Origin of the sequence: Methylobacterium oryzae, from assembly GCF_021398735.1 — a bacterium.
Lineage (GTDB): Bacteria > Pseudomonadota > Alphaproteobacteria > Rhizobiales > Beijerinckiaceae > Methylobacterium.
Genome location: NZ_CP090349.1, coordinates 1578570 through 1604334, shown reverse-complemented (window position 1 = coordinate 1604334; position 25765 = coordinate 1578570). Strand labels below are relative to the sequence as shown.

The following is a 25765-nucleotide window of genomic DNA, read 5'->3' as shown; positions in this document are numbered from 1 at the left end:
CCGCATGCGCGACCTGATGGGCATCATGAAGCAGGCTCAGGCCATGCAGGAGAAGATGGCCAACCTGCAGTCCGAGATGGACGAGATCGAGGTGACCGGCGCCTCCGGCGGCGGCTCCGTCCGGGTCACCATGAGCGCCAAGGGTCAGATGAAGGGGGTCAGCATCGACCCCTCGCTGATGGTCGCGGACGAGCGCGAGATCCTTGAGGACCTGATCGTCGCGGCCTGCAACGACGCCCGCGGGAAGGCCGAGGCGACCATGCAGGAGCGCATGGCAGAGCTGACCAAGGGCCTGCCCCTGCCGCCGGGCATGAAGCTGCCGTTCTAGGACGCATCCCGGACAGGACGTCCGAACCGTCTTCGCGCGCGCAGCGAAGCAATCCAGCGTAGCGCGACCGGGCTGCTTCCCTGCGCTCGCTAAGACGAACGGGACGGGCGGCCCCGCGGGCCGCCCGCTCTCTGTTTACGCCGCGATCGCCTGCGCGGTCGGCCCGGCGGCGCGCACGTCGGCGTCGACATGGGCCTCGAATCGCTTGAAGTTGTCGTCGAACATCTTCACGAGCCGCGCCGCCGTCTCCACGAAGGCGCCCTTGTTGGCCCATGTCTTCACCGGCGTCAGGATGTGCGGCTCGACGCCCGGAACCGAGACCGGCACCGCGAAGCCGAAATACGGGTCGCGGCGGAACTCGGCCTGCGCCAGCGAGCCGTCGAGGGCGGCGCTCAGCAGGCGGCGCGTCACGCGGATCGGCATCCGCCGGCCGGTGCCGACGCCGCCGCCGGTCCAGCCCGTGTTGACCAGCCAGCAATCGACGCTGTGCTTGGCGATGAGGTCGCGCAGCAGGTTGCCGTAGGTGCTCGGATGCCGCGGCATGAACGGCGCGCCGAAGCAGGTCGAGAAGGTCGCCTCGGGCCCGGTCAGGCCGCGCTCGGTGCCGGCCACCTTGGCGGTGTAGCCCGAGAGGAAGTGGTACATCGCCTCGGCGCCGGTGAGCTTGGCGATCGGCGGCATCACCCCGAAGGCGTCGCAGGTCAGCATGACGATGTTCTTCGGATGCCCGGCCCGGCCGGAGGCGCTGGCGTTGGCGATGAAGTCCAGCGGGTAGGCACAGCGGGTGTTCTCGGTGAGCGACGCGTCGTCGAAATCCGGTGCGCGGGTGACCGGATCGATGATCACGTTCTCCATCACCGTGCCGAAGCGCTCGGTGGTGGCGTAGATCTCCGGCTCGGCGTTGCGCGAGAGGCGGATGGTCTTGGCGTAGCAGCCGCCCTCGAAGTTGAAGATGCCCTCGTTCGACCAGCCATGCTCGTCGTCGCCCAGCAGCTGGCGGGAGCTGTCGTTCGACAGCGTCGTCTTGCCGGTGCCCGAGAGGCCGAAGAAGATCGCCGAGCCGCCCTCGGCATCGAGCGCCGCGTTGGCGGAGCAGTGCATCGGCATCACGCCCTGGCCGGGCAGGATGTAGTTCAGGTAGGTGAAGACCGACTTCTTCATCTCGCCCGCGTAGGCGGAGCCGCCGATCAGCACGAGCTTCTTCGAGAAGTCGATGGCGATCACGGTCTTCGACCGGCAGCCGTGCCGGGCGGGATCGGCCTGGAAGCTCGGCAGGTCGATGATCGTCATGTCCGGCACGTAGGACGCGATCTCGGAGCGGTCCGGACGGATCAGCAGGTTGCGGATGAACAGCGAGTGCCACGCGAACTCGGTGAAGACCCGGGCCTTGACCCGGTAGGCCGGATCGGCGCCGCCGTAGAGGTCCTGGGCGAACAGCTCCTTGCCCTCGGCGTGCTTCAGGAAGTCCTGGCGCAGGGTCTCGAATTGCTCGGGCGTGATGGCGCCGTTGTTGTCCCACCAGACCTCGTTCTCGGTGCCGGCGTCGCGCACCACGAACTTGTCCTTGGGCGAGCGGCCGGTATGGCTGCCGGTGGTGGCGACGAGGGCGCCGCCGCGGGCGAGCTGCGCCTCCTTGCGGGACAGGGCCTCCTCGTAGAGGCGCGGGGCCTCGAAATTCCAGTGGACGGCCTTGAGGTCGCGGAAGCCCGCCGCCTCGGCGCCGTGGGCCGCGTTGTGATCACCGATGTTGGTCATGATCGTATCTCCCGGGCCCCTGTTCGACCGTCGACGCGACTGAGCCGGACGGCACCGCCGTCCGGGTTTGCCCGGGAGACGTCCGTGCGGTCGTACAGGACCGCCGCACGCAGGTTCTCCGTTCCCGGCCGCTCGCCATCCCACTCACGCGTAGGCGGCGAAGCTTCGCTGTCATAATGGGCTCCGCCGGGAGCCCGCAACGTGTACAAACAGGTTAGACCACAGTCGTGGACTCAGGAACCCAGGTCTGTAAGCAGTTCCGTTCGTCGTGCAGCATAATGCCACCGGCGAAGCGGCGTCGGAATACCCATATACCACATACGATGGACCGCATCGGCGCGCGGACCCTTGCGCGGCGCCCGGCGCCGTCTATGCCCGTCCCGATCCGCAGCCCCTTCCTCGCCCCAGAGGCACGATGCCCCAAGCCGTCGCCGGCCCCGAGATCGAGCGCCTGATCCAGCTCCTCGCCCGCATGCCGGGCCTCGGACCGCGCTCGGCGCGGCGGGCTGCCCTGCAGCTCATCAAGAAGCGCGACACGCTGCTCGGGCCCCTCGCCGACGCGATGCGGGTGGCGGCCGACCGCATCATCGTGTGCACGAGCTGCGGGAACGTCGACACCTCCGACCCGTGCACGATCTGCCGCGACGCCGAGCGGGATCCGACGACGCTCGTGGTGGTGGAGGACGTGTCCGACCTCTGGGCGCTGGAGCGGTCCGGGGCCGTGAAGGCGCGCTACCACGTGCTCGGCGGCGTCCTCTCGGCGCTCGACGGCGTCCGTCCGGAGCACCTGAACCTCGCGAGCCTCGTGGAGCGCGTGGCCCGGCCCGAGGTGACCGAGGTCATCCTGGCGCTCAACGCCACCGTCGACGGCCAGACCACCGCCCACTACGTCACGGAGTCGATCCGGCACTGCGACGTGAAGGTCACGCGCCTCGCCCACGGCGTGCCGGTCGGCGGCGAGCTCGACTACCTCGACGAGGGCACGCTCTCGGCGGCGATCCGCAGCCGGACGGTGTTCTGAGGGCCGGCGACAGGTCGCGAACCGGTATTTGACCGGTCCTCGGCCGCATCCTATTCGACGGTGAGCCCGGACCCGTGCCGGCGCCTTCCCTGCCGGTTCCCGCCATGACCATCCGCCCGCTCGTCATCCTTCCCGATCCCGTCCTGCGCCTGGGCTCCGAACCGGTCGGGCCGATTACCGCCGAGATCCGGACCCTCGTCGCCGACATGTTCGAGACGATGTACGACGCTCCTGGCGTCGGGCTGGCGGCGATCCAGATCGGCGTGGCGAAGCGCGTCGTGACGATCGACACGTCGAAGGAGGAAGGCGTCCGCGACGCGCGAGTCTTCATCAATCCCGAGATCGTCTGGTCGTCCGAGGAGAAGCGGGTCTACGACGAGGGCTGCCTGTCGATCCCGGACTACTACGCCGAGGTCGAGCGCCCGGACCGGGTGCGCGTGAAGTTCCGAGACCTCGACGGCAAGGAGCAGGAGATCGAGGCCGACGGCCTGCTCTCGACCTGCATCCAGCACGAGATCGACCACCTGAACGGCGTGCTGTTCATCGATCACCTGTCGAAGCTGAAGCGCGACCGGGTGATCAAGAAGTTCACCAAGGCGGCCAAGCGCGACGCGGCCTGAGCCGGCCATGCGCGTCGTCTTCATGGGCACGCCGGACTTCGCGGTGCCGACGCTCGCGCGGCTCGCGCAGGACGGGCACGACATCGCGGCGGTCTACACCCGCGCGCCCGCCAGGGCCGGCCGCGGCATGAGCCTGCGCCCCTCCCCGGTCCACGCGCTCGCCGACACGCTCGGCGCGCCGGTCCTGACGCCCGCGACGCTCCGCACGCCCGAAGCCGCCGAGACCTTCGCGGCGCACCGGGCGGACGTCGCGGTCGTCGTGGCCTACGGGATGCTGCTGCCGCAGGCGATCCTCGACGCGCCGCGGTACGGCTGTCTCAACCTGCACGGATCCCTGCTGCCGCGCTGGCGCGGCGCGGCGCCGATCCAGCGCGCCGTGATGGCGGGCGACGCCGAGAGCGGCGTCGGCGTCATGCGGATGGAGGCCGGTCTCGACACAGGCCCGGTCGCCCTCGAGGCGCGGTTGCCGATCACCCCGGGCATGACGGCGGGCGCCCTGCACGACGCGCTCATGCCCCTCGGCGCCGACCTGATGGCGCGGGCCCTCGCGGCGCTGGACGCGGGCACGCTGACCTTCGCGCCGCAGCCGGAGGACGGAATCGTCTACGCCCATAAGATCACCAACGACGAGGCGCGGATCGACTGGTTCCGCCCGGCGGCCGAGGTCGCCAACCGGATCAACGGGCTGTCGCCGTTCCCCGGTGCCTTCTTCGAGGTCGATCTCGGCAAGGGCTCCGAGCGCGTGAAGGTGCTCCGCGCCGCCCCGGCGGAGGGTTCGGGCGCGCCGGGCACGCTGCGCGATTCCGAAGGCACCGTCGCCTGCGGGGACGGCGCCGTCCGGCTCCTGGAGCTGCGCCGCGCCGGGAAGGGCGGCAGCGCCAGCGGGGCCGAGTTCGTCCGCGGCGCCCGCCTGACGCCCGGCGCCCGCCTCGGCTGATGCGCGTCGCCCGTTCACGGCATTCGGCGCGCGGCCCGACCCGTCATCGCGAGCGCAGCGAAGCGACCCAGGGCAGCGCACCCTGGCGAGGCTCGGCGCGACGCCGGATCGCTTCGGCACGCTCGCAGAAACGATCGCGCGCGCAGCTTTCCGAAGCTCTGTGCCGTATCGCGAGATCGAACATCGGAGCGCTATCGAGAGACCTTGAGGGGGCCGGCTGATGCCCCGCTACAAGCTCGTCATCGAGTACGACGGCGGTCCGTTCTGCGGCTGGCAGCGGCAGGCGGACGATCCCACGGTCCAGGGCGCGATCGAGGCGGCGGTCACGCGCTTCTCCGGCGAGGAGGCCCGGCTCACCTGCGCGGGCCGGACCGATGCCGGCGTGCACGCGATCCATCAGGTCGCCCATCTCGACCTCGCCAAGGACTGGCGGACCGACACGGTGCGGGACGCCCTGAACGCCCATCTGCGGCCGCAGCCGGTGGCGATCCTGTCCGCCGAGACCGTGCCGGAGAGCTTCGACGCCCGCCACTCGGCGATCCGCCGGCACTACCGCTACCGCATCCTCAATCGGCGCAGCCCCGCGGCGCTGACGCGCGCCCATGTCTGGCACGTGCCGTGGCCCCTCGACGCGGCACTCATGCACGAAGCCGCCCAGCGCCTCGTCGGCCGCCACGACTTCTCGGCCTTCCGGGCCGCCGAGTGCCAGGCGAACAGCCCGATCCGCACGCTGGAGCAGCTCGACGTGGGCCGCACGCCGATGGCGCTCCACGACGAGATCGTTGTCGCGACGTCGGCGCGCTCGTTCCTGCACCATCAGGTGCGGGCGATGGTCGGCACGCTGATGCTCGCCGGCTGCCGCCGCCTCTCGGCGGACGCGGTCGCCGCTATCCTGGCCTCGGGCGACAAGCGCCGGTGCGGGCCGCTGGCCCCGGCCGCCGGGCTGACCTTCGTGGGCGTCGACTACGAACCGGGGAAGTAGGCGTCGAGCACGCGCCCGTAGATCGCCGTCAGCCGCTCTAGGTCGGCGACCGCCACGCACTCGTCGGTCTGGTGCATGGTCTCGCCGACGAGGCCGAACTCGATCACCGGGCAGGCATCCTTGATGAAGCGGGCATCCGACGTGCCGCCCGTCGTGGAGAGCGTCGGGGTCAGGCCGGTCTCGGCCCGGATCGCCTCCGCGACCAGCGTCACGAAGGCGTCCGGCCGCGTCAGGAAGGCCGGCGCGTTCGAGGGCTGCAGATCCAGGCTGAAGCGCACCGCGTTCCCGGCCGCCTGCTCCAGGCGCCGACGGATCTCTTCGCCCAGGCTCTCGGCCGTCCAGTCGTCATTGAAGCGGACGTTGAAGGTCGCCCGGGCGGTCGCCGGGATCACGTTGGTGGCCGGGTTGCCGACGTCGATCGTGGTGAATTCGAGGTTCGAGGCGTCGAAATGCGCCGTCCCGCGATCCAGCGGCTCGGCGACCAGCGCCGAGGCGAGGCGCAGCAGGCCCGGGATCGGGTTCTCGGCCTTGTGCGGGTAGGCGACGTGGCCCTGCCGGCCGAGAACGGTGAGCTTGCCGGTCAGCGACCCGCGCCGGCCGATCTTGATCATCTCGCCGAGCCGGCCCGGATTGGTCGGCTCCCCGAGGACACAGTGGTCGAACCGCTCGCCCCGGCGCCGCGCCCAGTCGAGGAGCTTCACGGTGCCGTTGACCGCCGGTCCCTCCTCGTCGCCGGTGATCAGGAACGCGATGGAGCCGCCGAAATCGGCGCCGCGCCGGTCGAGGAAGGCGAGGGTCGCCGCGAGCATGCAGGCGACGCCGCCCTTCATATCGGCCGCTCCCCGCCCGTACAGCATCCCGTCGGCCACGGCGCCCGCGAAGGGATCGTGGCGCCACGCGCCCTCGCCCTCCGGCACGACGTCGGTGTGACCGGCGAAGACGAGGCACGGACCGTCCCGCCCGACGCGGGCGTAGAGGTTCGGTGTGTCGGGGTAGCCGGGCTCCGAGAAGACCGGCCGCTCGACCGCGAAGCCGGCCGGCCGGAGCGCGTCGGCGACGACGTCGAGGGCGCCCCGATCCTCCGGCGTCACGGACCGGCACCGGATCAGGTCCTGCGCGAGGCGCAGGGCCGCGTCGGGGGCGTGATGATCTGCCGGCATGAACCCGTCCTCGGCGGCGCGACGTGCCGCGCGGCCCGCTTAACCCGAAGCGGGCCGCCCCGGAACTCCCGTCCCGGGCCCTACTTGGTCACCACGACCTGCACGTCGCCGTGGCGGCGCTGCACCGACACGGTGACGTCGTCGTCATAGCGCTGGAACCGGATGTCCAGGCGCGAGCCGCCGAGCTTGACGTTGTAGAGCGTCACCCCGTCGAGGAAGCCCGGCAGGATCGGGTTCTTGAGCCGGACACGGTTGCGCTCGTGGTCCAGTTCGAGGCCTAGGCAGGCCGCCAGGAACGCGAACGGCGCCGCCGCCGCCCAGGCCTGCGGGCTGCAGGCGACCGGGTACGAGACGGGGCCGCGCTGCTTGCGGCGCATGAAGCCGCAGAACAGCTCTGGCAGCCGCTTCTGGTCCTGGTAGAGCGAGGTGTCGAACATCCCCTGGAAGATGCGCGCGGCCTCGTGCTTGCGGTCGTAGCGCGCCAGACCCATCGCGATCAGCGCGTTGTCGTGCGGCCAGATCGAGCCGTTGTGGTAGGACATCGGGTTGTAGCGCGCCTCGCCCTTGGCGATCGTGCGCACACCCCAGCCGTTGAAGCCGTCCTTGCACAGCAGCGTCTCGGCGACCCGCGCCGCCCGCTCCGGCTTGGCGATGCCGGTGAACAGGGCGTGGCCGGCATTGGAGGAGCGCACCGCGCACTGCTTCTTGGCGCCGTCGAGCGCCAGCGCGTAGGTGCCGATCTCCTCGTTCCAGAACGCCGCGTCGAACCGCTCGCGCAGGCTCGCCGCCTCCTGGGTGAGGCGCTCCGCCATCGGGTCGTGGCCGAGGAGCGCCGCGAGCTTCGCCATGCCGTTCTTGGCGGCGTAGACGTAGCCCTGCACCTCGCAGAGGGCGATCGGGCCCTTGGCCAGGTGACCGTCGGTGTGGAAGATCGAGTCGTGGCTGTCCTTCCAGCCCTGATTCTCGAGACCCTTGTCGGTGTCGCGGGCGTACTCGACGAAGCCGTCGCCGTCGCGGTCGCCGTAGCGGTCCATCCATTCGAGCGCGAGTTCGAGGGCCGGCCAGATCGCCCGCACGGTCTCGAGGTCGCCCGTGACGGCGTAGTACTCCCAGGCCAGCATCACGAAGAGCGGCGTGCCGTCGATGGTGCCGTAATAGTGCCGGAACGGCACCTCGCCGAGCATCGCCATCTCGCCGCGCCGGGTCTCGTGGAGGACCTTGCCGGGCTGCGCGTCGGCGGCCGGATCGACCGCCTTGGCCTGGGTCGAGGCGAGGTAGCGCAGCACGCCCCGGGCGAATTTCGGGTCGATCCAGAGCGCCATCATCGCGGTGATGATGCCGTCGCGCCCGAACACCGTGGAGTACCAGGGGATGCCGGCGAAGGGGTAGATGCCCTCCGGGGTTCGGCTCGCGAGCATGTAGAGGTCGGCGGTCGCCCGGCACAGCCCCTCGTTGAACTGGTCGTTCGACGAGATGATCGTGGTGATGCCCGCCGTCAGCGCCCGCAGGTCGCGCCGCGAATCGCGGTAGGCGCGGGCGAAGATCGTCCCCTCGCCGAGATCCTTCGGCTCGCGCCGGGCACCGCCGGCATTGGCGGCGAGCGTCAGCTTGGCGGCCGCGTCCTCGCCGACCATCGTGTCGGTCGGGGGCTTGGTGAAGGCCCGGTGCGCCTCGAAGGTGACGCGGATGAACAGGGAGGTCCGGCCCTCCGGCGGGAGCGACACGTCGAACACGACCTTGCCGGGCTCGATCGAATCGGGCTTCGGGCCGAAATGCAGGGAGGTCGTCCGGACGATCTCGTCCAGGCCGACGTAGCGGAACTGCACCTCGCGGTCGCTCGCCACGAGCACGCCGCGCTTGCCGCGCTCCTGTCGATCTGTCCCGCGAACCTCGAAGAGGTCGCGGAAATCCGCGTCGAAGGTGACGGCGATGCGCAGGCGCCGGTGCTTCGAATCGTAGGAGCGGAGGCCGATCCGGTCGTAGCAGGCGCCGCGGAACAGGAACTTGGTGCGCTCGATCGCGATCGTCTCGCGGGGGATCGAGGTCTCGTCGTGGGCGTCGATGCGGATGTCGGGCGTCGTCATGTCGACGCTGAGGGCGCCGTTATCGTCCTGCATCACCGAGGAGAGCATCAGCGGGCGCTGGCCCTCGACCGTCACCTCCAGGCGCGAGAGGTAGCGCGTGTCCTGGAAATAGAGGCCTTCCGGCCCGGGCTGGACGCCGATGTCGCCGTAGGAATCGAGGACGCCGAAGGCCTCGCCGAACTTCAGCGAGCGCAGCGGCCGCTCGACCAGGGAGGTCTGCGCCTCGATGTGATAGGTCGGGAGGACGTCGTCCGCGTCCTGGAATCCGTGCGCCACGCTTCCGGCGCTCGCCGCGGTCCGGGCCTTCGCATCGTGGGCCGCTGCCGTGTTGTCCGCCGCCATGCAGGGCATCTCCGGGTGCAAGTGAGGGGTGCGAATCGAGAGGGCTGCTGCATCCCTTCGATGCAGCAGCCCTTGTTCACCCTACGGATGAGTCGCCTTTAAGACGCTAGGCCGAGCCGGCCCCGCCTCGCAAGCCCGGTTCCTGCTTTCAGGCCGGCATGGCGGCGACCGGGATCGCCGGACGCGCGGAGCCGTTGACCTCGCCGTACTGCGGCATGAAGCCGGACTTCGGCAGCTTGATCACGTCGGCGCCGCGGGCGAGCAGGTCCTCGTAGGCGGCGACGTACTTCTTCACCATGCACTCGGCGGTGAAGGCGCTCTCGAAGTGGCGGCGCACGCCGGCGCGGCTCATGGTCTTGACCTTGGCGACCGCGGCCACGGCGTCGTCCATGTTCTCGCAGAGAACGCCGCCCACGCCGTCCTTGATGACCTCCGGCACGGAGCCGTTCCGGAACGCGATCACCGGGGTGCCGGCCGACATCGCCTCGATCATCACGAGGCCGAAGGGCTCGGGCCAATCGATCGGGAAGGCGAGCGCCAGGGCATTGCCGAGAAAGTCCTTCTTCTGCTCCTCGTTGATCTCGCCGATGTACTCGATCAGCGGGTGATGGATCATCGGCTCGATGACTTCGTCCCAGTAATCCTGGTCGGCCTTGTCGACCTTGGCGGCGATCTTAAGGGGCGTGCCGGAACGGATCGCCATCTCGATCGCGCGGTCGGGCCGCTTCTCGGGCGAGATCCGGCCGAGGAAGGCTAGGTAGCCGCCCTTGGCGTCCGGGTAGTACGGGCAGTTCTCGGCCGGCAGGCCGTGATGGATCGTCGCCAGCCAGTTCGAGGTCGGCGGCATGGGCAGGCGCTGGTTGTCCGAGATCGAGACCAGCGGCATGCCCGTGAAGGTGCGGTAGACCGGCATGAAGTCCGGCACGTCCAGGCGACCGTGCATCGTGGTGATGCACTTATGGTTCAGATCCTCGAACATCGGGTACTGAAGCAGGTCGATGTGGAAGTGCAGGATGTCGAACTCGTGCGCGCGGCGGTGCACCTGATGCAGCATCGCCAGGTGGCTGGCCGTGTGATCCCGGTAGCCGAGCAGGCGGAGGCCTTCGGGCGTGCAGGCCGCGAGCTTGGCAGTCGTCTCGGAGTCACCGCTCGCGAACAGCGTGACTTCGTGGCCCTGGCGAACCAGTTCCTCTGTAATCCAGCTGACGACGCGCTCGGTGCCGCCGTAGAACTTCGGAGGGACGGCCTCCGACAACGGAGCGATCTGGGCAATGCGCACGAAGTGTCTCCTGGTTGGCCAATTTGACGGGGGGTCTAACCCTGCCGGCCTGAGCGGGACATGAATGAAACCGACGGCTAAGGTTATGGTTCCTGGCGCACCCGCTGTCCCTCGCCGTTTTGTGCGGCGCGCAAGCCGTCCCCGAATTCCTCCGAATCAGCACGGGCGAAACGGCCGCTGCCCCGCCGTTGCCGGCTCGCCGGCGCGGGTGTGTGCAGAGGGGCCCGGTCCCAGGGCTCGATACGCCGGAGCCCGGCGACGCGTTCCCCCGGATCTCGATCTCGTGCTCCGATCCGCGGGCGTTGCCGCCGCGTCAGCTTTCTGTCATAAGCCGCCCCGCGTCGAACCGCCCGGCCGATAGGGCTGCCGTGGCGGCTCGTGCTGCTCCACCAGAAGCATCAGCGCGCGAACCCCATCCGATCCTCCCGGGTCGGTCCGGGATCATTTCGCGCAACGGAGAGCCAAATGCCCAAGTTGAAGACGAAATCGGGCGCGAAGAAGCGCTTCAAGATCACCGGCACCGGCAAGGTGATGTACGCCCAGGCCGGCAAGCGCCACGGGATGATCAAGCGGACGACCAAGCAGATCCGCAACCTGCGCGGCACCACGACCCTGTTCGAGGGCGATGCCGCCAACGTGAAGAAGTACTTCCTGCCGAACGCGCGGTAAGTCCTTCAACACCCGTTGCCACTGTCTTTCGTCGAATCCAGGAGATAACCGATGGCCCGCGTCAAGCGCGGCGTGACCAGTCACGCGAAGCACAAGAAGGTTCTGAAGGCCGCCAAGGGCTATTACGGCCGGCGCAAAAATACGATCCGCATCGCCAAGCAGGCGGTCGAGAAGGGCATGCAGTATGCCTACCGCGACCGCAAGAACAAGAAGCGCACGTTCCGCGCCCTCTGGATCCAGCGCCTCAACGCGGCGGTCCGCGAGCACGGCCTGACATACTCGCGCTTCATCGACGGCCTGGCGAAGTCGGGCATCGTCGTCGACCGCAAGGCCCTGTCGGAGCTGGCGATCCACGAGCCGGCGAGCTTCGCCGCCGTCGTCGAGAAGGCGAAGGCCGCGCTGCCGCAGAACACCGCCAAGGCCGCCTGATCCAGGCCTGAGGCGAGACGGACGGAAGGCGCGGTTCCCCAGGGAGCCGCGCCTTCGTCGTTTACGAGGTCCCGCGCCTCGCGCTTGCGCCGGCGCCCGCAACGCGCGAGAGCACGGCCCGACGGCCGACTCCGCCAACCCTGCTCGAAGACAGCGATGACCGATCTCGACACCCTGGAACGCGACCTCCTGGCCCAGGTGAGCGCGGCCTCCGACGAGGCCACCCTCGACGCGGTCCGCGTCGCCGCGCTCGGCAAGAAGGGCAGCGTCTCGGATCTGCTGAAGACGCTCGGGTCGATGACGCCGGACGAGCGCAAGGAGCGCGGGCCCCTGATCAACGGGCTGCGCGACCGGGTCCAGGGCGCCGTCACCGCCCGCAAGACCGAACTCGCCGAGGCCGCCCTGGAGGCCCGCCTCGCCTCCGAGCGGGTCGACGTGACCCTGCCGGTCCGCGAGGCCCCCGAGGTGCGCGGCCGGATCCACCCGATCTCCCAGGTGATCGACGAGATCACCGCGATCTTCGCCGACATGGGCTTCGCGGTCGCCGAGGGTCCGGACATCGAGACGGACGAGCTGAACTTCACGGCGCTCAACTTCCCGCCCGGCCACCCGGCCCGCGAGATGCACGACACCTTCTTCCTGGCGCCCGACCGCGACGGGCAGCGCAAGGTGCTGCGCACCCACACCTCGCCTGTACAGGTCCGGACCATGCGGGCGCAGACGCCACCGATCCGCGTGATCATCCCGGGGCGGACCTACCGGCACGATTCCGACCAGACCCACACGCCGATGTTTCACCAAGTCGAGGGGCTGGTGATCGACAAGGCGGCCAACATCGCCAACCTGAAATGGGTGCTGGAGGAGTTCTGCAAGGCGTTCTTCGAGGTCGACGGCGTGAAGATGCGCTTCCGCCCGTCCTTCTTCCCCTTCACCGAGCCCTCCGCCGAGGTCGACATCCAGTGCTCGCGCAAGGGCGGCGAGATCCGCTTCGGCGAGGGGGACGACTGGCTGGAGATCCTGGGCTGCGGGATGGTCCACCCGAACGTGCTGCGCAATTGCGGGCTCGACCCGGACGCCGTGCAGGGCTTCGCCTTCGGTGTCGGCATCGACCGCATCGCCATGCTGAAATACGGCATGCCGGACCTGCGCCCGTTCTTCGAGGCCGACGTCCGCTGGCTCGACCATTACGGCTTCCGCCCGCTCGACGTGCCGAGCCTCGTGGGCGGCCTCACGAGCTGAGCCGCCCCGGCCCCGCGATCCTGTTCCTCCGACGGTCGAGCCGATACCGGGCTCTCGAAGGTCCATCATGAAATTCACCCTCTCCTGGCTCAAGGACCACCTCGACACCGAGGCCTCCCTCGACACCGTCGCCGAGACGCTCACGCGGATCGGCCTTGAGGTGGAGGGCGTCGAGGACAAGGCCGCCGCGCTCAGGCCCTACGTGATCGCCCGGATCCTGACGGCCGAGCAGCACCCGAACGCCGACCGGCTCCGGGTCTGCACGGTCGACACCGGCACGGGCACCCCCGTGCAGGTGGTGTGCGGCGCCCCGAACGCCCGGGCCGACCTCGTCTCGGTCTTCGCGCCGCCCGGCACCTACGTCCCGGGCAAGAACATCACCCTGTCGGTGGGCACGATCCGCGGCGTCGAGAGCCACGGCATGCTGTGCTCGGGCGCCGAGCTCGGCCTCGGCGACGACCACGACGGCATCCTGGAACTCCCGACCGACGCGCCGGTCGGCCAGGCCTACGCGCTCTACGCCGGGCTCGACGATCCGGTCATCGAGATCAACCTGACGCCGAACCGTCCGGACTGCACCTCCGTCCACGGCATCGCCCGCGACCTCGCGGCGGCCGGCCTCGGCACGCTCAAGGGCGAGACGCTGCCGGGCCTGCGCGGCGAGGGTCCCTGCCCGGTCGCGGTCGCGGTCGAGCTCGCCCTCGATCCGGCCGACCGGCACCTCGCCCCGATGTTCGCCCTGCGGCTCGTGCGCGGCGTCCGGAACGGCCCGTCGCCGGCCTGGATGCAGGCCCGGCTGCGCGCCATCGGCCTGCGGCCGATCAACAGTCTCGTCGACATCACCAACTACGTCACCTTCGACCGCGGGCGGCCACTGCACGTCTTCGACGCTGCCAAAGTCGCCGGCACGCTGACCGTGCGGCGGGCGCGGGCGGGCGAGAGCCTGCGCGCCCTCGACGGCCGGACCCACACGCTGACCGACGACACCGTGGTGATCGCCGACGCGAACGGCGTCGAATCCATCGCCGGCATCATGGGCGGCGAGGCGTCGGGCTGCGACGCCGGCACCGTGGACGTGCTGATCGAGTCGGCCCTGTGGGACCCGACCAACATCGCCCAGTCGGGCCGACGGCTCGGCATCATCACCGACGCGCGCTACCGCTTCGAGCGGGGCGTCGACCCGGCCTTCACGGTTCCCGGCCTCGACCTCGCGACGCGGCTGGTGGTCGATCTCTGCGGCGGAACGCCGACCGAGGCGCACGTCGCCGGCGCGCCGCCCGAATCCCGGCGCAGCATCGACTTCCCTTGGACCGAGGTCCGCCGCCTCGCCGGACTGGACGTGCCACGCACCGAGATGCAGCAGATCCTCGAGACGCTGGGCTTCCACGTCTCCGGCACCGGGGACCGGGTGACGGTGCTGCCCCCGTCCTGGCGGCCCGACGTCGAGGGCAAGGCCGACCTCGTCGAGGAGGTCGTCCGCATCGCCGGGCTCGACCGGATCGCGGCCGAGCCCCTGCCGCCGCTCGCCGGGATCGGCCGCCCGCTGCTCACCGTGATGCAGAAGCGGACCCGCCTCGCCAAGCGCGCCCTGGCGAGCCGCGGCCTCATGGAGGCGGTCACGTGGTCGTTCGTGCCGCACGACGACGCCGTCCTGTTCGGCGGCGGCGGGGCCGACCTGGTGCTAGCCAACCCGATCGCCTCGGAGCTGTCCGACATGCGGCCGAGCCTGGTGCCGGGCCTCCTGCGCGCGGCGCAACGCAATGCCGACCGCGGCTACCCGGACGCCGCCCTGTTCGAGGTCGGCCAGTGCTTCGCCTCGGACGTACCGGAAGGCCAGACCGTCCGCGCGGCGGCGGTCCGCCGCGGCGGCGCGACCCTGGCCGGCGCCGGGCGGCACTGGGACGGCACGGCGGCGACCGTCGACGCGTTCGACGCCAAGGCGGACGCCATCGCGTTGCTCGGCAGCCTGGTCGTGCCGACCGGCGGCCTCCAGATCACGCCCGGCGGCCCGTCCTGGCTGCATCCCGGCCGCTCCGGCACGCTGCGTTTCGGTCCGAAGACGGAGATCGGCTGGTTCGGGGAGGTGCATCCGCGAACGCTACAGGCCCTCGACCTGAAGGGAACGCTCGTGGCCTTCGAGATCGTCCTCGACGCCCTGCCCCTGCCCAAGCTCAAGCCGACCAAGGCCAAAGCCGCCCTGGCACTGTCGGAATTCCAGCCGCTGTCGCGGGACTTCGCCTTCGTGGTCGGCCGCGACGTGCCGGCGGGTGACATCGTCAAGGCCGCCCAGAACGCCGAGCGCAAGCTGGTGACGGGTGTCGATGTGTTCGACCTCTACGAGGGGCCGGGCGTGCCGGACGGCGCGAAGTCGGTGGCGATCGCGGTGCGTCTCCAGCCCGTCGAGCGGACCCTGACCGACGCGGAGATCGAGGCGGTGAGCGCCAGGATCGTCGCCGAGGTCACCCGCAAGACGGGCGCGACGCTCCGGGCCTGAGGCGCCGCCATGGACCGGATCGCCCTGCTCATCGACGACCTCGCGGCGGCCGAGTACCGGCCGAAGGCGGCGTTGCGGGAGGCCCTGAACCACCCCGCCGCCGTCGCGGAGGCGACGCTGCCGCTGCTGGAGGCGGCCGCCGACGGGCGCGAGCTGGCAGCGGAGGAGACGAACCTCCTGTTCTGGGGCCTGCACGTCATGGCCCATGCCCGGGACACGCGCGCCCTCGCGCCGCTCCTCAGGCTGCTCCGGCACGATGAGGAGACCCTCGACGCGGTGCTGGGGGACGCCGTCACGGCGACGCTGGCCAAGGTCGTGGCGAGCCTGTTCGACGGCGATCCGCAGCCGCTGTTCCGCCTGATCCTGGACAGCACGGTCGACGATCACGCGCGCATGGCGCTGATGTGCGCCTGCACCTTCCTGACCCTGGAGGGACGGATCGACCGGGCCGCGATGCACGACCTGCTGGTCCGTTTCGACGACGCGCAGGCCGCCGTGGAGGACGGGCCGGCCTGGGTCGGCTGGGAGGAGACGATCGCGCATCTCGGCTTCCGGGACCTCGCGCCCCGCGCGGCCGCGGCCCGCGCCGACGGACGGCTCACCGACGAGATCAGCGACGCCGACTGGTTCAAGGAGGCCCTGCGCAAGGCCGAGACCAAGCCGGACGACCGGGACCGGCTCGGGCCCTACCAGTACGGCTACCTCGACGATCCGGTCGAGGCTCTCGACTGGGCCGAGGAGGGCGCGGGCGAGCCGCAGCGCAACCCGTTCAAGGATGTCGGCCGCAACGATCCCTGCCCCTGCGGCTCGGGCAAGAAGTTCAAGAAGTGCTGCCTCGGCAAGGCGGAGGCGGAGGGGCCTTGGATGCCGCCGGAACCCCTAGGCCGCTGAGGCGCCGCTGCCGCTGAGCGGGTTCTCGGGATCCCAGCCGTAGCTCAGGGTCTCGAACCGCATGGCGCGGGCGTCGACCATGAGGAGGCGCCCGACGAGGGGCTCGCCGAAGCCCGCCACGGCCCGGATCACCTCCATGGCCATCAGCGAGCCCATGACGCCGGCGAGCGCGCCGAGCACGCCGGCCTCCGCGCAGGCGGGCACACTGCCGGGCGGCGGCGGGTTCGGGAAGAGGCAGCGATAGGTCGGGTTCGGCGTCCCGTCGGGCCCCGTCTCGTGGGCCCGGATCGTGGTCAGCGTGCCGTCGAAGCGGCCCAGAGCCGCGGTCACCAGCGGCCGACGCGCCCGGAAGCAGGCGTCCGACACCGCGTAGCGCGTGGCGAAATTGTCGGACCCATCCGCCACGAGGTCATAGCCGGCGATCAGGTCGACGGCGTTGTCCGCGTCGATCCGGAACGGGTGCGGGACCACCGACACGTGCGGGTTGAGGCGCGCCACCGCGTCGGCCGCGCTCTCGACCTTCAGCCGACCGAGATCCGACGTCCCGTGGATCACCTGCCGCTGCAGGTTCGACAGGGAGACCGTGTCGTCGTCGACGAGGCCGATCGTGCCGATCCCCGCGGCGGCGAGGTACTGGATCAGCGGCGCGCCGAGGCCGCCCGCCCCGACGACGAGGATCCGGGCGGCCTTGAGCCGGGCCTGACCGGGACCGCCGACCTCCGCGAGGACGAGGTGGCGGGCGTAGCGTTCGATCTCATCGGGAGCGAGAGCCATGGCCTGCCCATAGACTGCCGTGGCCGCGCATGGAAGGATCGGGCGCGTCTCGAAGGCTCGTCGGAATCTCGGCCGACGCTTCGACCTCGTCATCGCGAGCGTAGCGAAGCGACCCAGGTCAGCGGGACGTCTCTCAGCGCAGCGCAACACTGGGTGGCTTCGCTCCGCTCGCAGAGACGGTGGTGCGGTGATCAGCAGGAAGCGATTTAGCCCCCCTCAAGATCCGCTGTTCGAGGGCTCGGTACGCGAAACGCCGCCCCGGTGAGGAGGCGGCGCGGGTCTCGCGTCTCTGGATCCGGGCCGCTCAGCGCGGCGCGAGGATCATGATCATCTGCCGGCCTTCGAGCATCGGCTCGCTCTCGACCTTGGCGATCTCGGCGGTCTCGCTCTTCACGCGCTCCAGGAGGCGCAGACCGATGTCCTGGTGAGCCATCTCACGACCGCGGAAGCGCAGGGTCACCTTGACCTTGTCGCCCTCCTCGAAGAAGCGGTGCACCGACTTCATCTTGGTGTCGTAGTCGTGCTTGTCGATGCCGGGGCGGAGCTTGATCTCCTTCACCTCGACGGTCTTCTGCCGCTTGCGGGCCTCGTTCTGCTTCTTCTGCTCGTTGAAGCGGAAGCGCCCGTAATCGAGCAGCTTGCAGACGGGCGGCACGGAGTTCGGCGCGATCTCCACGAGATCGAGACCGGCCTCCTCGGCCAGATTGAGGGCGTCGAAGAAGGGAACGACGCCGCGGTTCTGCCCGGTGTCGTCGATCAGCTGCACTTCCCGCACACCGCGAATGTCGCGGTTGGCGCGCGGCCCGTCCTTCTGCGGGGCCGGCATGGCTCTCATCGGTCTACGAATGGCTTAGGTCTCCTGCTGCAACGGCGAAACGGCGGATCTTCAGGAAGATCTCCTGACCGCCAGCCGCTCCGGTCTCATCCGGACATACAACGTTGGTGGAACCGCGGCCAGAGTCAACCGGCTACCATCGCGACGCCGGAAATAATCGGCCGCCGCGTCGCGATTCGAGTCCGATGCCCTCAGGTCGAACGGCCGAGCAGCTCGGCGTAGACCGCCAGCGTGTCGCCGACCATCCGCTCCAGGGAGAAGTGCGCCTCGACATGCGCGCGGCTGCGCCGACCGAGGGCGTCGCGGGCGCTCGCGCCGAGAGAGAGGGCCTCGGTCAGAGCGGCGGCGAGCGCGGCCGGGTCGCCGGGCGGCACGCGCCATCCGGTGCGCTGGCCGGCGGGGGTCTCGGGCGGTGCCAGCACCGTCTCCGGCACCGCTCCGAGATCCGAGACGACCACGGGTGCGCCGAGCGCCTGCGCCTCGACGGCCGAGCGGCCGAAGGCCTCGGGCTCCACGGACGGCACCGCCACCACCGATGCGGCGCGGAAGGCCGCCGGCATGTCGGTGCAGTGCCCGACCCTGCGGACGATGCCCTCGAGCCCGCGCGCGGCGATCAGCGCGTCGAGCTCGCGCTCGTAGGCGGCGCGGCCCTGCGGGTCCCCCGCGAGGACCACGGCCAGGTCCGGGACGCCGCGATCGCGCATCCGCGCGGCGGCCTCGATCAGCACGCGGTGGCCCTTCCATGCCGTGAGGCGGGCGGCCAGCAGGATCACCCGCTCGTGCGGCGCCACGTTCCAGCTCCGGCGCAGCGCCTCGACCCGGGCGGCCCCGACCGCCACCGGGTTGAACACCGCGAGGTCGGTGCCGCGGTGGATGACCCGCACGCGGTCGCCGGCCTGCTCGGCGTGCAACCGGTGGATCAGGTCCGCGGTGTAGTGCGAGTTGGCGATCACCACGTCGCCGCGGGCCATGATCGAGTTGTAGAGGACCTTCACGCCGGTCCGGCCGGAATAGCTGCCGTGATAGGTGGTCACGAACGGGAGCCCGAGCCGGCGCGCCGCCCCGAGGGCGACCCAGGCGGGCGCGCGGGAGCGGGCGTGGATGATCTGCACCTTCTCGCGGCGGCAGAGCGCCATCAGCCGCAGGACGTTCACCGCCATCGAGGCCGGGTTCTTCGACGCGGCCGGGAATCGGAGCCAGTGCCCGCCCTTGGCCTGCAACTCGCCGACGAGCCGTCCGCCCTCGGTCGCCACCAGGGCGCGGGCGCCCACGGCCGCGAGGCCGCCCGCGACGTCGACGGTGGTACGCTCGGCGCCGCCCGCATCGAGTTCGGGGATGATCTGCAGGATGCGGGCGCCGGCCAGCGCCCCGACCTCCGCCGGGAACCCCGACAGGGCGTGGGGGCCGTCGCCCGTTCGCGGGCCCTCGGCGAGGACGCGCAGGCCCCCGGCCGGTATCTGCCAAATGCTCGCTGCCATTGATCCAGCATCGCCGCCGGGCTTTACGGTCCGGTAAACGAGAGTTGAAGCCGAACCGTTCAGGACCGGACTTCTTCCATGTCGAGACAGGGATACCGGAGAGAACGATGACGGATACGGCCCCCGAGTTCCTGACCGTCGGCATCGGCGACGAGGCCCGCCGCATCGCCGTGCGGGTGCGCGCGGGCGGCGGGCCGCCGGTGGTCTGGCTCGGCGGCTTTCGCTCCGACATGACCGCGACCAAGGCGACGGCGCTCGATGCCTGGGCCGAACGGACGGGCCGGGCGCTCGTGCGGTTCGACTACGCCGCGCACGGTGCCTCGGGCGGCACGTTCACGGACTGCACCATCTCGTCGTGGCTCGAGGACGCGCAGGCGGTCCTGGCGGCCTACGTGACGGAGGCGCCGGTGCTCGTCGGCTCGTCGATGGGCGGCTGGATCGCCTGCCTGGGGGCCCGCGACCGGGCCGCGCGCGGGAAGGCCACGGCGGGGCTGGTGCTCATCGCGCCGGCCCTCGACTTCACCGAGGAGCTGATCTGGAACCGCCTCAGCGAGGCGGCGCGCGCCATGCTAATCCGCGACGGCGTCCTCCGGAAGCCCAGCGACTACGCGCCGGAGCCGGACCCGATCACGCGGGCCCTGATCGACGACGGCCGCCGACACTGCATGCTGGGCGGCCAAGTCGATCCGGGCTGCCCGGTGCACATCCTCCAGGGCATGCGGGACACCGACGTCCCCTACACGCACGCCCTGCGAATCCTCGACCGCCTGCCGGCCGAAGGGACGGTGCTGACACTGATCGCCGACGGCGACCACCGCCTGTCGCGGCCGCAGGACATCGCGCGGCTCGTGGCGGCGGTGGCCGAGATCGCCTGACCGGTCTCCCGGCCAGGCCTCTCAGCGGGTCGGGTGCAGGGTCAATGCAGGCTGACGGGCTGCAGGTCGTGCGCGGCGGCGTTGGCCAGCACGACGTCCCGCGAATCGGCGAGCATGATCGGCGCGCCGCTCGCCGAGAGCAGGGCGAACAGGTCGAGGCCGGGCGTCAGCTCGGGGGCCTGCGGGAAGAAGCGGCGGACCTCGTCGGACCGGATCGGCCGGACGTAGGCGATGTGCCCCTCGCCCAGCGCCGCGAGATCGGCCGGCTGGAAATCGGCCGGATCGAGATCGGCGGGGGTCAGAGGAGACGGATTCAGATCGGTCATAAAGCCCTCCTGGGGTGGCAGAGCGTCCACCGCCGATCCTGAAGGCATCGGCGGCTCCACCCTGATGTGGGGATCCGCGCCGGCCAATCAATCGGTCGGCGTCAGCCGCGGGCGCCGATATCGATCTTGCGCACGATGCGGTCCGGCTCCGGCCGGACCAGATCGATCGACAGGAGGCCGTTGGCGAGGTCGGCGCCGAGCACCTCCATGCCGTCCGCGAGCAGGAAGGCCCGCTGGAACTGCCGCGCCGCGATGCCGCGGTGCAGGAAGTGGCGCTCGCGCTCGTCGACCTGCCGGCCGCGCACGACGAGCTGGCTCTCCTCCAGCATCACGTCCAGCTGATCGCGGGTGAAGCCGGCCACCGCCAGGGTGATCCGCAGGCGCTCGGGCTCGCTCTCGGTGCGGGGCAGGCGCTCGATGTTGTAGGGGGGGTAGCCGTCGTTGGCGGCCTTGGAGACCCGGTCGAGGGCCTGCTCGATCTCGTCGAAGCCGAGCAGGAACGGGTGCCCGAAGGGCGAGGATCGAGTCATCGCGGCCATCATCCAGAAAGCGAAGCCTCCGACCCCGGGATCTGCCGCAATCCCGGGATGCCCGAGCACCTCGTCGACAGGAGCCCGCCCGGGGCAGCGCTCCGCCGGACGCGACGACGCCGGCGACTCGGAGATATGGCCAAGGCCTTCCGGGCCATCAAGGGAGGGGACCGGAATCGACGGCGACCCGTGGTCGCGCATTTCCGGGAAGTTTCGGCAAATTTAAGCGGGATCGATAGGCAAAGCCTGCAACGGCCACGCTTTCTTCTAACAGTTTGGAACTGCTCTGATTTTCTCGCCGGGCCTTGATCCGGGCGGCGGGCCTGGATACTGCCGCGGCAGGCGACGATCCGGCTCCCGAGCTCGATCGCCGCGATCCATTTCCGCGAGGCGCCGGAGCCGTGAGCACGCCCATGACCCCGTCGGACCACGCGGCGATGCGGCGCGTCGCAGACGTGTGCGGCGACGAGGCCGACATCCTGGCCCTGTCGGTGGCCCGCTTCGTGGCGGCCGGCTACATGACCAGCGACGTCGCCTGCTGGAACGCGGCCTTCGACGGGGCCGAGCAGTTGCTCGGGCCGACGGAAGGGTGCCGCTTCGTCGCCTGCGTGGTCGCGATCATCCGGGCGCTCCGCGCGGAACGCGACGGCGACTGGTCGTTCATGCCGGCGAGCTGCTGCCGCGTGACCGGTCACGAATGCGCGCTGGTGAAGCTGATCAACCGGGGCCGGCAGCGCCTCTGGGCGGATCTCGAGGCCGCCGCGGCCGAGATCACCGGCCAGGACGCGGCGCCGCGCCTCGTGGCGGCGGTCCGCGCCGCGGTCGGGCCGCTCGACGCGGCGGCCGAGCGCCTCGCCCCGGCCTCCTGCCCCGCCGGAACGGTGCTGCACTGATTCGGCTCCCCGTCACCCCGGACCGCGCGGCCCGAGCCGCCGGCCGGCGCGAACTCGAAGAGGACTTTGTCACGGTGCTTGCCCTGCGCGCTCCCCTGTACCGCCGTCGGATCGGGCGTGTCGCCCTCGACACGGCGGCCTGCTTCGCGCTCTCGGCGCTGCTCGTCGTGTCGGCCCTGGCGCAGGACGCGTCCGAGAAGGCGCCGATCAAGTTGCAGCTCAACAAGGTCGAGACCGCGGGCGAGGCCTGCCGGATCACCATGGTGATCGACAACAAGGGTTCGGGCCTCAAGTCCTACAAGGTGGATCTCTTCGCCTTCGACCCCGAGGGCGTCGCGCAGAAGCGCGTGGCGGTCGAACTCGGGCCGCTGCCGCCGAAGAAGACCACCGTGAAGATCTTCGATTTCCCCGGCATCGCCTGCAACAAGGTCGGTCGCGTCCTCCTGAACGACGTCCTGACCTGCGACGGCGGCGATCCGGGCCGCGAGGCCTGCCTCGAGCGGACCGAGACCGACAGCAAGGCCGGCCTGCCGTTCGACCGCTGATGCGGATGGTGTGACGGCTGACGAGACCAAACCGCCCGGCGGCGAGAGCCGCCGGGCGGCCTGCGGCTTTCGCCGCACCCCGAGACGATGGCGGCGCGACGCCGCGTGAGACCAGGACGCCAGGAGCCCGCGATGGACCCGACACAAGCCCCGATCGAGGCGGCCCACGACTTCTCGTTCCTCGGCCTGTTCCTGCAGGCCGACCCGATCGTGAAGGGCGTGATGATCCTGCTGGTGATCGCCTCGATCGCCTGCTGGACGGTGGTGTTCGAGAAGGTCATCCGGCTCGCCGCCGCGCGGCGCCAGGCCAAGGCCTTCGCGAATCTGGTCCGCTCCGGGGGCAGCCTCGACGGCGAGCATCGCGGCATCGCCGGCCACGTGGTGAAGGCGGCGATCGACGCGTGGCGCGATCAGGATTCCTCCGAGACCCGGGCCGAGCGCCGCGACCGCATCGAGCGGGCGATGAAGGGCGCCCTCGCCATCGAGGTGAAGCGCCTGCGCACCGGCCTGTCGCTGCTGGCGACCTCCGGCTCCACGGCCCCGTTCGTCGGCCTGTTCGGCACCGTCTGGGGCATCATGAACTCGTTCTCGTCCATCGCCCGGAGCCAGGACACCTCCCTCGCCGTCGTGGCGCCGGGCATCGCGGAGGCGCTTTTCGCCACGGCGATCGGTCTCGTCGTCGCGATCCCGGCGGTGATGGCCTACAACAAGCTCTCGAGCGACGTGAGCGGCATCCAGAGCACCTTCTCGTCCTATATCTCGGTCCTGGGCAACCGCCTCGCGCGCGACCGCGCCGGCGCCCACCGCGCGGCCGCCGAGTAGCGCGGCCGGCGCCAGCCCCCAGAGAGCCGAACGTAAAGGTACCGGAGACGCCCCATGGCGATGGGATCCATTCGCGCGAACGACGACGACGACCTCGACGACGTGCCGATGTCCGACATCAACGTCACCCCGATGGTCGACGTGATGCTCGTGCTGCTGATCATCTTCATGGTCGCCGCGCCGCTGATGACCACCGGCGTGCCGGTCCAGCTGCCGAAGACCGCGGCGCCCAAGGTCGCGCAGTCGAAGAAGCCCGCCGAGGTGACGGTGGACAAGGACGGCAACCCGTCCATCGCCAAGGAGGTGTTCACGATGGAGAGCATCGTGCCGCGCCTGCGCGAGATGGCGGCGGCCGACAAGGATCAGGTGATCCTCGTGCGCGGCGACCGCGACGTGCCCTACGGCAAGGTCATGGAGGTCATGGGCCTCGTCGGGCAGGCCGGCTTCACCAAGGTGTCGCTGATCGCGCAGTCGCCCGGCGGCGCCGCTCCGGCCTCGCCTGGCGCCGCCCCGGCCGCCCCCGCCGCCCCCGCAGGGACCGCGCGCTGAGCCGATGAGCACCTACACGTCGACGGATATGCCGGCCGGTCTCGGCGAGCGCCGCCCGTCCGGGCTGCTCGCCGCTTTCCTGGTCGCCCTCGGGCTGCACGCCTGCGTGCTCGCCGCCGTGATGTTCCTGCGGCTCTCCCCGCCCGCACCGCCCGGCGAGCAGCAGATCACCGTCGACCTCGCGCCGCTCATGACCGACGCGGCCACCGAGGCCCCGGCGGAGCAGCAGATGAGCCAGGAAGCCCCGCCGGAGGCGAAGCCGGTGGACACGCCGCCCGACGAGGCCGTCCAGCCGCCGCCGCCGACCGAGATGACCGAGGTGAAGCCGGAGGACACCCAGGCAATCGAGATGCCGCAAGAGGCTCAACCCGTGGAGGCGCAGAGCCAGGTGATCACCTCCGCGTCCGAGGCCGCCGAGCCGCTGGCGCCGCCGCCCACCGAGGTTGCCAAGTCCGAGGAGCCGCCCAAGCCGACGCCCGATCCGGCGAAGCTGAAGGCGGAGCGCGAGGCCAAGCTGCGCAAGATCCGGGAGGAGAAACTCCGCGAGCAGAAGCGCGAGGAGGCGCGGCAGGAGCGCCTGGAGGAGATCCGCGAGGCGAAGGCCAAGGCTGCGCGCGAGGCGAAGGCGCGCGAGGCCAAGGCGCGGGCTGGCGCCGAGCGGAGTTCGGCGTCGGCCTCGCGGGCTAACGCGGCCGGCCGGGCCGCCGCGGGCAACGATCCGAGCGCCATGCGCCAGTGGCAGGGCGCCATCAGCGCGGCGATCCACAGCCGGATGAACGTGAACGCGGCCGTCGGCACAGGCGGCGGGACCGCGGTGGTGCGCTTCACCGTGATGCGCTCGGGTCAGGTGACGGGCGCCGGCGTGGCCCGGTCCAGCGGCGTCGGCCAGATCGACAGCGCCGCCCTCGCGGCGGTGCGCGGCTCGATGCCGGCGGCGCCCCCTGGCGTGACGCAGTCCAGCCTGTCGGTCTCCATTCCGCTCAACTTCCGCGTGCGCTGATCGGAGGACGATCCGGGCCGGATCCCGCCCGGCCGACCGCGAGCCCGATCCGGATCGTCCGGCGGACGCGTACGAATGGTGTGCGCCGTCAGTCCCACGCGGCGATCCGGATTCGCCATCGGCCGCGCGGGCATGCTAAAGCCTTCGTGAACCTGCCTTCCCCGCGCGCCTGACGGCGATGCGGGAGGGCGCCGATCCGGCCTTGCCCCCCGCCCCTCGAACAGGCCGGACCCGCTCAGACCCCGTCCCGCGCAGGCTGCGCCGGGTCGGACCCGTCGAGCCGGGGTGAAAGGGACAGGATGAACGACGACACTGAGTACGACCTCGACGAGGTGAATGCCACCCGCGACGCGGAGGCGGAAGCCAAGACCCGGGCGGAGAACCGCGCCGAGCGCGCGGAACGGGCGGAGCGCATGGCTCGCGAGGGCGCCCAGGCGATGGCGGAGCACCACGCGGCCATCAAGGCGATGGACGAGCGGACGGTGCGGCTGCGCTCGCTCCGGCTCGCCAAGGAGGCCGCGGACGCGCAGGCCAAGGCGGCCGAGAAGGGAGCCAAGGCGGCCGCCAAGGGCAGCGCGAAGAAGGCCGCGCCGAAGAAGACGACCGCGAAGGGCTAGGGGTCGATGGCCGAAGACCGCAACCGCCGCCGCTTCACCGACCCGCGCGCGGCAGCCGAGGCGGCATTCCGGGCCGCCACGAGCCCGAAGACGGCCGCTCCGCCGCCGCAGGCCGCGCCGCGGCCGGCGACGGTCCCGGGCTCCCGGGAAGTGGTGAGCCTGCGCCTCGACAGCGCCGTGCTCGCGCATTTCCAGAAAGACGGCCCGGGCTGGCAGGACCGCATCAACGACGCGCTCAAGGCCCTCGTACCGGCGGCCGAGGCCTGAGACCTCCCGCGCGGGGAACGCCGT

The 25765-nt window shown here is 70.9% G+C and carries 27 protein-coding genes; 18 read left to right on the top strand and 9 right to left on the bottom strand.

Annotation, left to right across the window (positions count from 1 at the left end; translation table 11 throughout):
- Nucleotides 1-4 precede the first annotated feature (4 nt).
- Complete coding sequence (locus tag LXM90_RS07745; protein WP_020092789.1) at nt 5-328, top strand: YbaB/EbfC family nucleoid-associated protein; 324 nt, start codon at nt 5-7, stop codon at nt 326-328.
- A gap of 135 nt (nt 329-463) precedes the next feature.
- Here the strand turns inward: LXM90_RS07745 and LXM90_RS07740 are convergent, their stop codons facing one another.
- Nucleotides 464-2083 carry a phosphoenolpyruvate carboxykinase gene (locus LXM90_RS07740; RefSeq protein ID WP_020092790.1) on the bottom strand — a complete coding sequence of 540 codons (1620 nt, stop codon included), beginning with the start codon at nt 2081-2083 and terminating at the stop codon, nt 464-466.
- A 415-nt stretch (nt 2084-2498) separates the two neighbouring features.
- Here LXM90_RS07740 and recR point away from each other — a divergent pair, with 415 nt between their 5' ends.
- The 4 genes from recR to truA all read left to right on the top strand — a co-directional run bounded on the left by recR (nt 2499) and on the right by truA (nt 5643).
- Nucleotides 2499-3104: a recombination mediator RecR gene (gene recR, locus LXM90_RS07735; RefSeq protein ID WP_020092791.1), complete on the top strand. Its 606-nt coding sequence runs from the start codon at nt 2499-2501 to the stop codon at nt 3102-3104.
- A gap of 104 nt (nt 3105-3208) precedes the next feature.
- Entirely contained in the window at nt 3209-3724 is a 516-nt protein-coding gene (def, locus tag LXM90_RS07730; RefSeq protein WP_020092792.1) for a peptide deformylase, read from the top strand.
- Between the two features lie 7 nt (nt 3725-3731).
- Entirely contained in the window at nt 3732-4661 is a 930-nt protein-coding gene (gene fmt / locus LXM90_RS07725; protein WP_020092793.1) for a methionyl-tRNA formyltransferase, read from the top strand.
- Between the two features lie 220 nt (nt 4662-4881).
- A complete protein-coding gene (truA, locus tag LXM90_RS07720; protein ID WP_020092794.1) occupies nt 4882-5643 on the top strand; it encodes a tRNA pseudouridine(38-40) synthase TruA in 762 nt (253 codons plus the stop codon).
- On the opposite strand, the gene dapE is transcribed toward truA, so the two are convergent.
- From dapE to LXM90_RS07705, 3 genes are all read right to left on the bottom strand, one after another.
- The gene (dapE, locus tag LXM90_RS07715) at nt 5625-6803 is read right to left on the bottom strand and encodes a succinyl-diaminopimelate desuccinylase (protein ID WP_020092795.1); all 1179 of its coding nucleotides are present in this window, start codon (nt 6801-6803) and stop codon (nt 5625-5627) included. The genes truA and dapE overlap by 19 nt on opposite strands.
- A gap of 80 nt (nt 6804-6883) precedes the next feature.
- A complete protein-coding gene (locus LXM90_RS07710; RefSeq protein WP_020092796.1) occupies nt 6884-9229 on the bottom strand; it encodes an amylo-alpha-1,6-glucosidase in 2346 nt (781 codons plus the stop codon).
- 148 nt (nt 9230-9377) lie between these two features.
- Nucleotides 9378-10508, bottom strand: coding sequence for a glycosyltransferase family 4 protein (locus LXM90_RS07705; RefSeq protein WP_026604868.1), 1131 nt, complete (start codon nt 10506-10508; stop codon nt 9378-9380).
- A gap of 465 nt (nt 10509-10973) precedes the next feature.
- Between LXM90_RS07705 and rpmI the strand changes: the two genes are divergently transcribed.
- The 5 genes from rpmI to LXM90_RS07680 all read left to right on the top strand — a co-directional run bounded on the left by rpmI (nt 10974) and on the right by LXM90_RS07680 (nt 16230).
- Nucleotides 10974-11177, top strand: coding sequence for a 50S ribosomal protein L35 (gene rpmI, locus LXM90_RS07700; protein WP_007561407.1), 204 nt, complete (start codon nt 10974-10976; stop codon nt 11175-11177).
- Between the two features lie 51 nt (nt 11178-11228).
- Nucleotides 11229-11606 (top strand): 50S ribosomal protein L20, encoded by a 378-nt coding sequence (gene rplT / locus LXM90_RS07695; protein WP_012320099.1) that lies wholly within the window; start codon nt 11229-11231, stop codon nt 11604-11606.
- 156 nt (nt 11607-11762) lie between these two features.
- Nucleotides 11763-12845 carry a phenylalanine--tRNA ligase subunit alpha gene (pheS, locus tag LXM90_RS07690; protein WP_020092798.1) on the top strand — a complete coding sequence of 361 codons (1083 nt, stop codon included), beginning with the start codon at nt 11763-11765 and terminating at the stop codon, nt 12843-12845.
- 67 nt (nt 12846-12912) lie between these two features.
- On the top strand, nt 12913-15339 hold the full coding sequence (gene pheT / locus LXM90_RS07685; protein WP_103985894.1) for a phenylalanine--tRNA ligase subunit beta: 2427 nt from the start codon (nt 12913-12915) through the stop codon (nt 15337-15339).
- A gap of 9 nt (nt 15340-15348) precedes the next feature.
- Nucleotides 15349-16230 (top strand): DUF1186 domain-containing protein, encoded by an 882-nt coding sequence (locus tag LXM90_RS07680; protein WP_020092800.1) that lies wholly within the window; start codon nt 15349-15351, stop codon nt 16228-16230.
- On the opposite strand, the gene LXM90_RS07675 is transcribed toward LXM90_RS07680, so the two are convergent.
- The 3 genes from LXM90_RS07675 to LXM90_RS07665 form a co-directional block, all read right to left on the bottom strand.
- A complete protein-coding gene (locus tag LXM90_RS07675) occupies nt 16219-17004 on the bottom strand; it encodes a HesA/MoeB/ThiF family protein (RefSeq protein ID WP_020092801.1) in 786 nt (261 codons plus the stop codon). The two genes, LXM90_RS07680 and LXM90_RS07675, sit on opposite strands and share 12 nt — an antisense overlap.
- Before the next feature lie 304 nt (nt 17005-17308).
- A complete protein-coding gene (gene infC, locus LXM90_RS07670) occupies nt 17309-17830 on the bottom strand; it encodes a translation initiation factor IF-3 (protein ID WP_020092802.1) in 522 nt (173 codons plus the stop codon).
- A 200-nt stretch (nt 17831-18030) separates the two neighbouring features.
- Nucleotides 18031-19317, bottom strand: a complete 1287-nt coding sequence (locus LXM90_RS07665) for a glycosyltransferase family 4 protein (protein ID WP_020092803.1) — start codon at nt 19315-19317, stop codon at nt 18031-18033.
- A 107-nt stretch (nt 19318-19424) separates the two neighbouring features.
- Here LXM90_RS07665 and LXM90_RS07660 point away from each other — a divergent pair, with 107 nt between their 5' ends.
- Nucleotides 19425-20192 (top strand): alpha/beta hydrolase, encoded by a 768-nt coding sequence (locus tag LXM90_RS07660; RefSeq protein ID WP_020092804.1) that lies wholly within the window; start codon nt 19425-19427, stop codon nt 20190-20192.
- A gap of 41 nt (nt 20193-20233) precedes the next feature.
- Here the strand turns inward: LXM90_RS07660 and LXM90_RS07655 are convergent, their stop codons facing one another.
- Nucleotides 20234-20518 carry a DUF1150 family protein gene (locus LXM90_RS07655; protein WP_020092805.1) on the bottom strand — a complete coding sequence of 95 codons (285 nt, stop codon included), beginning with the start codon at nt 20516-20518 and terminating at the stop codon, nt 20234-20236.
- Nucleotides 20519-20619: 101 nt separating this feature from the next.
- Entirely contained in the window at nt 20620-21048 is a 429-nt protein-coding gene (locus LXM90_RS07650) for an Hsp20 family protein (protein WP_012320108.1), read from the bottom strand.
- A gap of 413 nt (nt 21049-21461) precedes the next feature.
- Between LXM90_RS07650 and LXM90_RS07645 the strand changes: the two genes are divergently transcribed.
- The 7 genes from LXM90_RS07645 (at nt 21462) to LXM90_RS07615 (ending at nt 25741) form a co-directional block, all read left to right on the top strand.
- Nucleotides 21462-21941 carry a hypothetical protein gene (locus tag LXM90_RS07645; RefSeq protein WP_020092807.1) on the top strand — a complete coding sequence of 160 codons (480 nt, stop codon included), beginning with the start codon at nt 21462-21464 and terminating at the stop codon, nt 21939-21941.
- A 74-nt stretch (nt 21942-22015) separates the two neighbouring features.
- Complete coding sequence (locus LXM90_RS07640; RefSeq protein WP_056527997.1) at nt 22016-22486, top strand: hypothetical protein; 471 nt, start codon at nt 22016-22018, stop codon at nt 22484-22486.
- Nucleotides 22487-22618: 132 nt separating this feature from the next.
- Entirely contained in the window at nt 22619-23308 is a 690-nt protein-coding gene (locus LXM90_RS07635; RefSeq protein ID WP_020092809.1) for a MotA/TolQ/ExbB proton channel family protein, read from the top strand.
- 54 nt (nt 23309-23362) lie between these two features.
- Nucleotides 23363-23857: an ExbD/TolR family protein gene (locus tag LXM90_RS07630; RefSeq protein ID WP_056527994.1), complete on the top strand. Its 495-nt coding sequence runs from the start codon at nt 23363-23365 to the stop codon at nt 23855-23857.
- Nucleotides 23858-23861: 4 nt separating this feature from the next.
- The gene (tolA, locus tag LXM90_RS07625; RefSeq protein ID WP_091680844.1) at nt 23862-24857 is read left to right on the top strand and encodes a cell envelope integrity protein TolA; all 996 of its coding nucleotides are present in this window, start codon (nt 23862-23864) and stop codon (nt 24855-24857) included.
- 299 nt (nt 24858-25156) lie between these two features.
- Nucleotides 25157-25474 carry a hypothetical protein gene (locus LXM90_RS07620; RefSeq protein WP_103985895.1) on the top strand — a complete coding sequence of 106 codons (318 nt, stop codon included), beginning with the start codon at nt 25157-25159 and terminating at the stop codon, nt 25472-25474.
- Between the two features lie 6 nt (nt 25475-25480).
- On the top strand, nt 25481-25741 hold the full coding sequence (locus LXM90_RS07615) for a BrnA antitoxin family protein (RefSeq protein ID WP_103985896.1): 261 nt from the start codon (nt 25481-25483) through the stop codon (nt 25739-25741).
- Nucleotides 25742-25765: the final 24 nt, after the last annotated feature.

What these genes read in the sequence shown, in the direction of transcription:
- LXM90_RS07745 (WP_020092789.1), top strand. Translation starts at nt 5, where the DNA reads ATGCGCGACCTGATGGGCATCATGAAGCAGGCTCAGGCCATGCAGGAG.
- LXM90_RS07740 (WP_020092790.1), bottom strand. Translation starts at nt 2,083, where the DNA reads ATGACCAACATCGGTGATCACAACGCGGCCCACGGCGCCGAGGCGGCG.
- recR (WP_020092791.1), top strand. Translation starts at nt 2,499, where the DNA reads ATGCCCCAAGCCGTCGCCGGCCCCGAGATCGAGCGCCTGATCCAGCTC.
- def (WP_020092792.1), top strand. Translation starts at nt 3,209, where the DNA reads ATGACCATCCGCCCGCTCGTCATCCTTCCCGATCCCGTCCTGCGCCTG.
- fmt (WP_020092793.1), top strand. Translation starts at nt 3,732, where the DNA reads ATGCGCGTCGTCTTCATGGGCACGCCGGACTTCGCGGTGCCGACGCTC.
- truA (WP_020092794.1), top strand. Translation starts at nt 4,882, where the DNA reads ATGCCCCGCTACAAGCTCGTCATCGAGTACGACGGCGGTCCGTTCTGC.
- dapE (WP_020092795.1), bottom strand. Translation starts at nt 6,803, where the DNA reads ATGCCGGCAGATCATCACGCCCCCGACGCGGCCCTGCGCCTCGCGCAG.
- LXM90_RS07710 (WP_020092796.1), bottom strand. Translation starts at nt 9,229, where the DNA reads ATGGCGGCGGACAACACGGCAGCGGCCCACGATGCGAAGGCCCGGACC.
- rpmI (WP_007561407.1), top strand. Translation starts at nt 10,974, where the DNA reads ATGCCCAAGTTGAAGACGAAATCGGGCGCGAAGAAGCGCTTCAAGATC.
- rplT (WP_012320099.1), top strand. Translation starts at nt 11,229, where the DNA reads ATGGCCCGCGTCAAGCGCGGCGTGACCAGTCACGCGAAGCACAAGAAG.
- pheS (WP_020092798.1), top strand. Translation starts at nt 11,763, where the DNA reads ATGACCGATCTCGACACCCTGGAACGCGACCTCCTGGCCCAGGTGAGC.
- pheT (WP_103985894.1), top strand. Translation starts at nt 12,913, where the DNA reads ATGAAATTCACCCTCTCCTGGCTCAAGGACCACCTCGACACCGAGGCC.
- LXM90_RS07680 (WP_020092800.1), top strand. Translation starts at nt 15,349, where the DNA reads ATGGACCGGATCGCCCTGCTCATCGACGACCTCGCGGCGGCCGAGTAC.
- LXM90_RS07675 (WP_020092801.1), bottom strand. Translation starts at nt 17,004, where the DNA reads ATGGCTCTCGCTCCCGATGAGATCGAACGCTACGCCCGCCACCTCGTC.
- infC (WP_020092802.1), bottom strand. Translation starts at nt 17,830, where the DNA reads ATGCCGGCCCCGCAGAAGGACGGGCCGCGCGCCAACCGCGACATTCGC.
- LXM90_RS07665 (WP_020092803.1), bottom strand. Translation starts at nt 19,317, where the DNA reads ATGGCAGCGAGCATTTGGCAGATACCGGCCGGGGGCCTGCGCGTCCTC.
- LXM90_RS07660 (WP_020092804.1), top strand. Translation starts at nt 19,425, where the DNA reads ATGACGGATACGGCCCCCGAGTTCCTGACCGTCGGCATCGGCGACGAG.
- LXM90_RS07655 (WP_020092805.1), bottom strand. Translation starts at nt 20,518, where the DNA reads ATGACCGATCTGAATCCGTCTCCTCTGACCCCCGCCGATCTCGATCCG.
- LXM90_RS07650 (WP_012320108.1), bottom strand. Translation starts at nt 21,048, where the DNA reads ATGACTCGATCCTCGCCCTTCGGGCACCCGTTCCTGCTCGGCTTCGAC.
- LXM90_RS07645 (WP_020092807.1), top strand. Translation starts at nt 21,462, where the DNA reads ATGACCCCGTCGGACCACGCGGCGATGCGGCGCGTCGCAGACGTGTGC.
- LXM90_RS07635 (WP_020092809.1), top strand. Translation starts at nt 22,619, where the DNA reads ATGGACCCGACACAAGCCCCGATCGAGGCGGCCCACGACTTCTCGTTC.
- LXM90_RS07630 (WP_056527994.1), top strand. Translation starts at nt 23,363, where the DNA reads ATGGCGATGGGATCCATTCGCGCGAACGACGACGACGACCTCGACGAC.
- tolA (WP_091680844.1), top strand. Translation starts at nt 23,862, where the DNA reads ATGAGCACCTACACGTCGACGGATATGCCGGCCGGTCTCGGCGAGCGC.
- LXM90_RS07620 (WP_103985895.1), top strand. Translation starts at nt 25,157, where the DNA reads ATGAACGACGACACTGAGTACGACCTCGACGAGGTGAATGCCACCCGC.
- LXM90_RS07615 (WP_103985896.1), top strand. Translation starts at nt 25,481, where the DNA reads ATGGCCGAAGACCGCAACCGCCGCCGCTTCACCGACCCGCGCGCGGCA.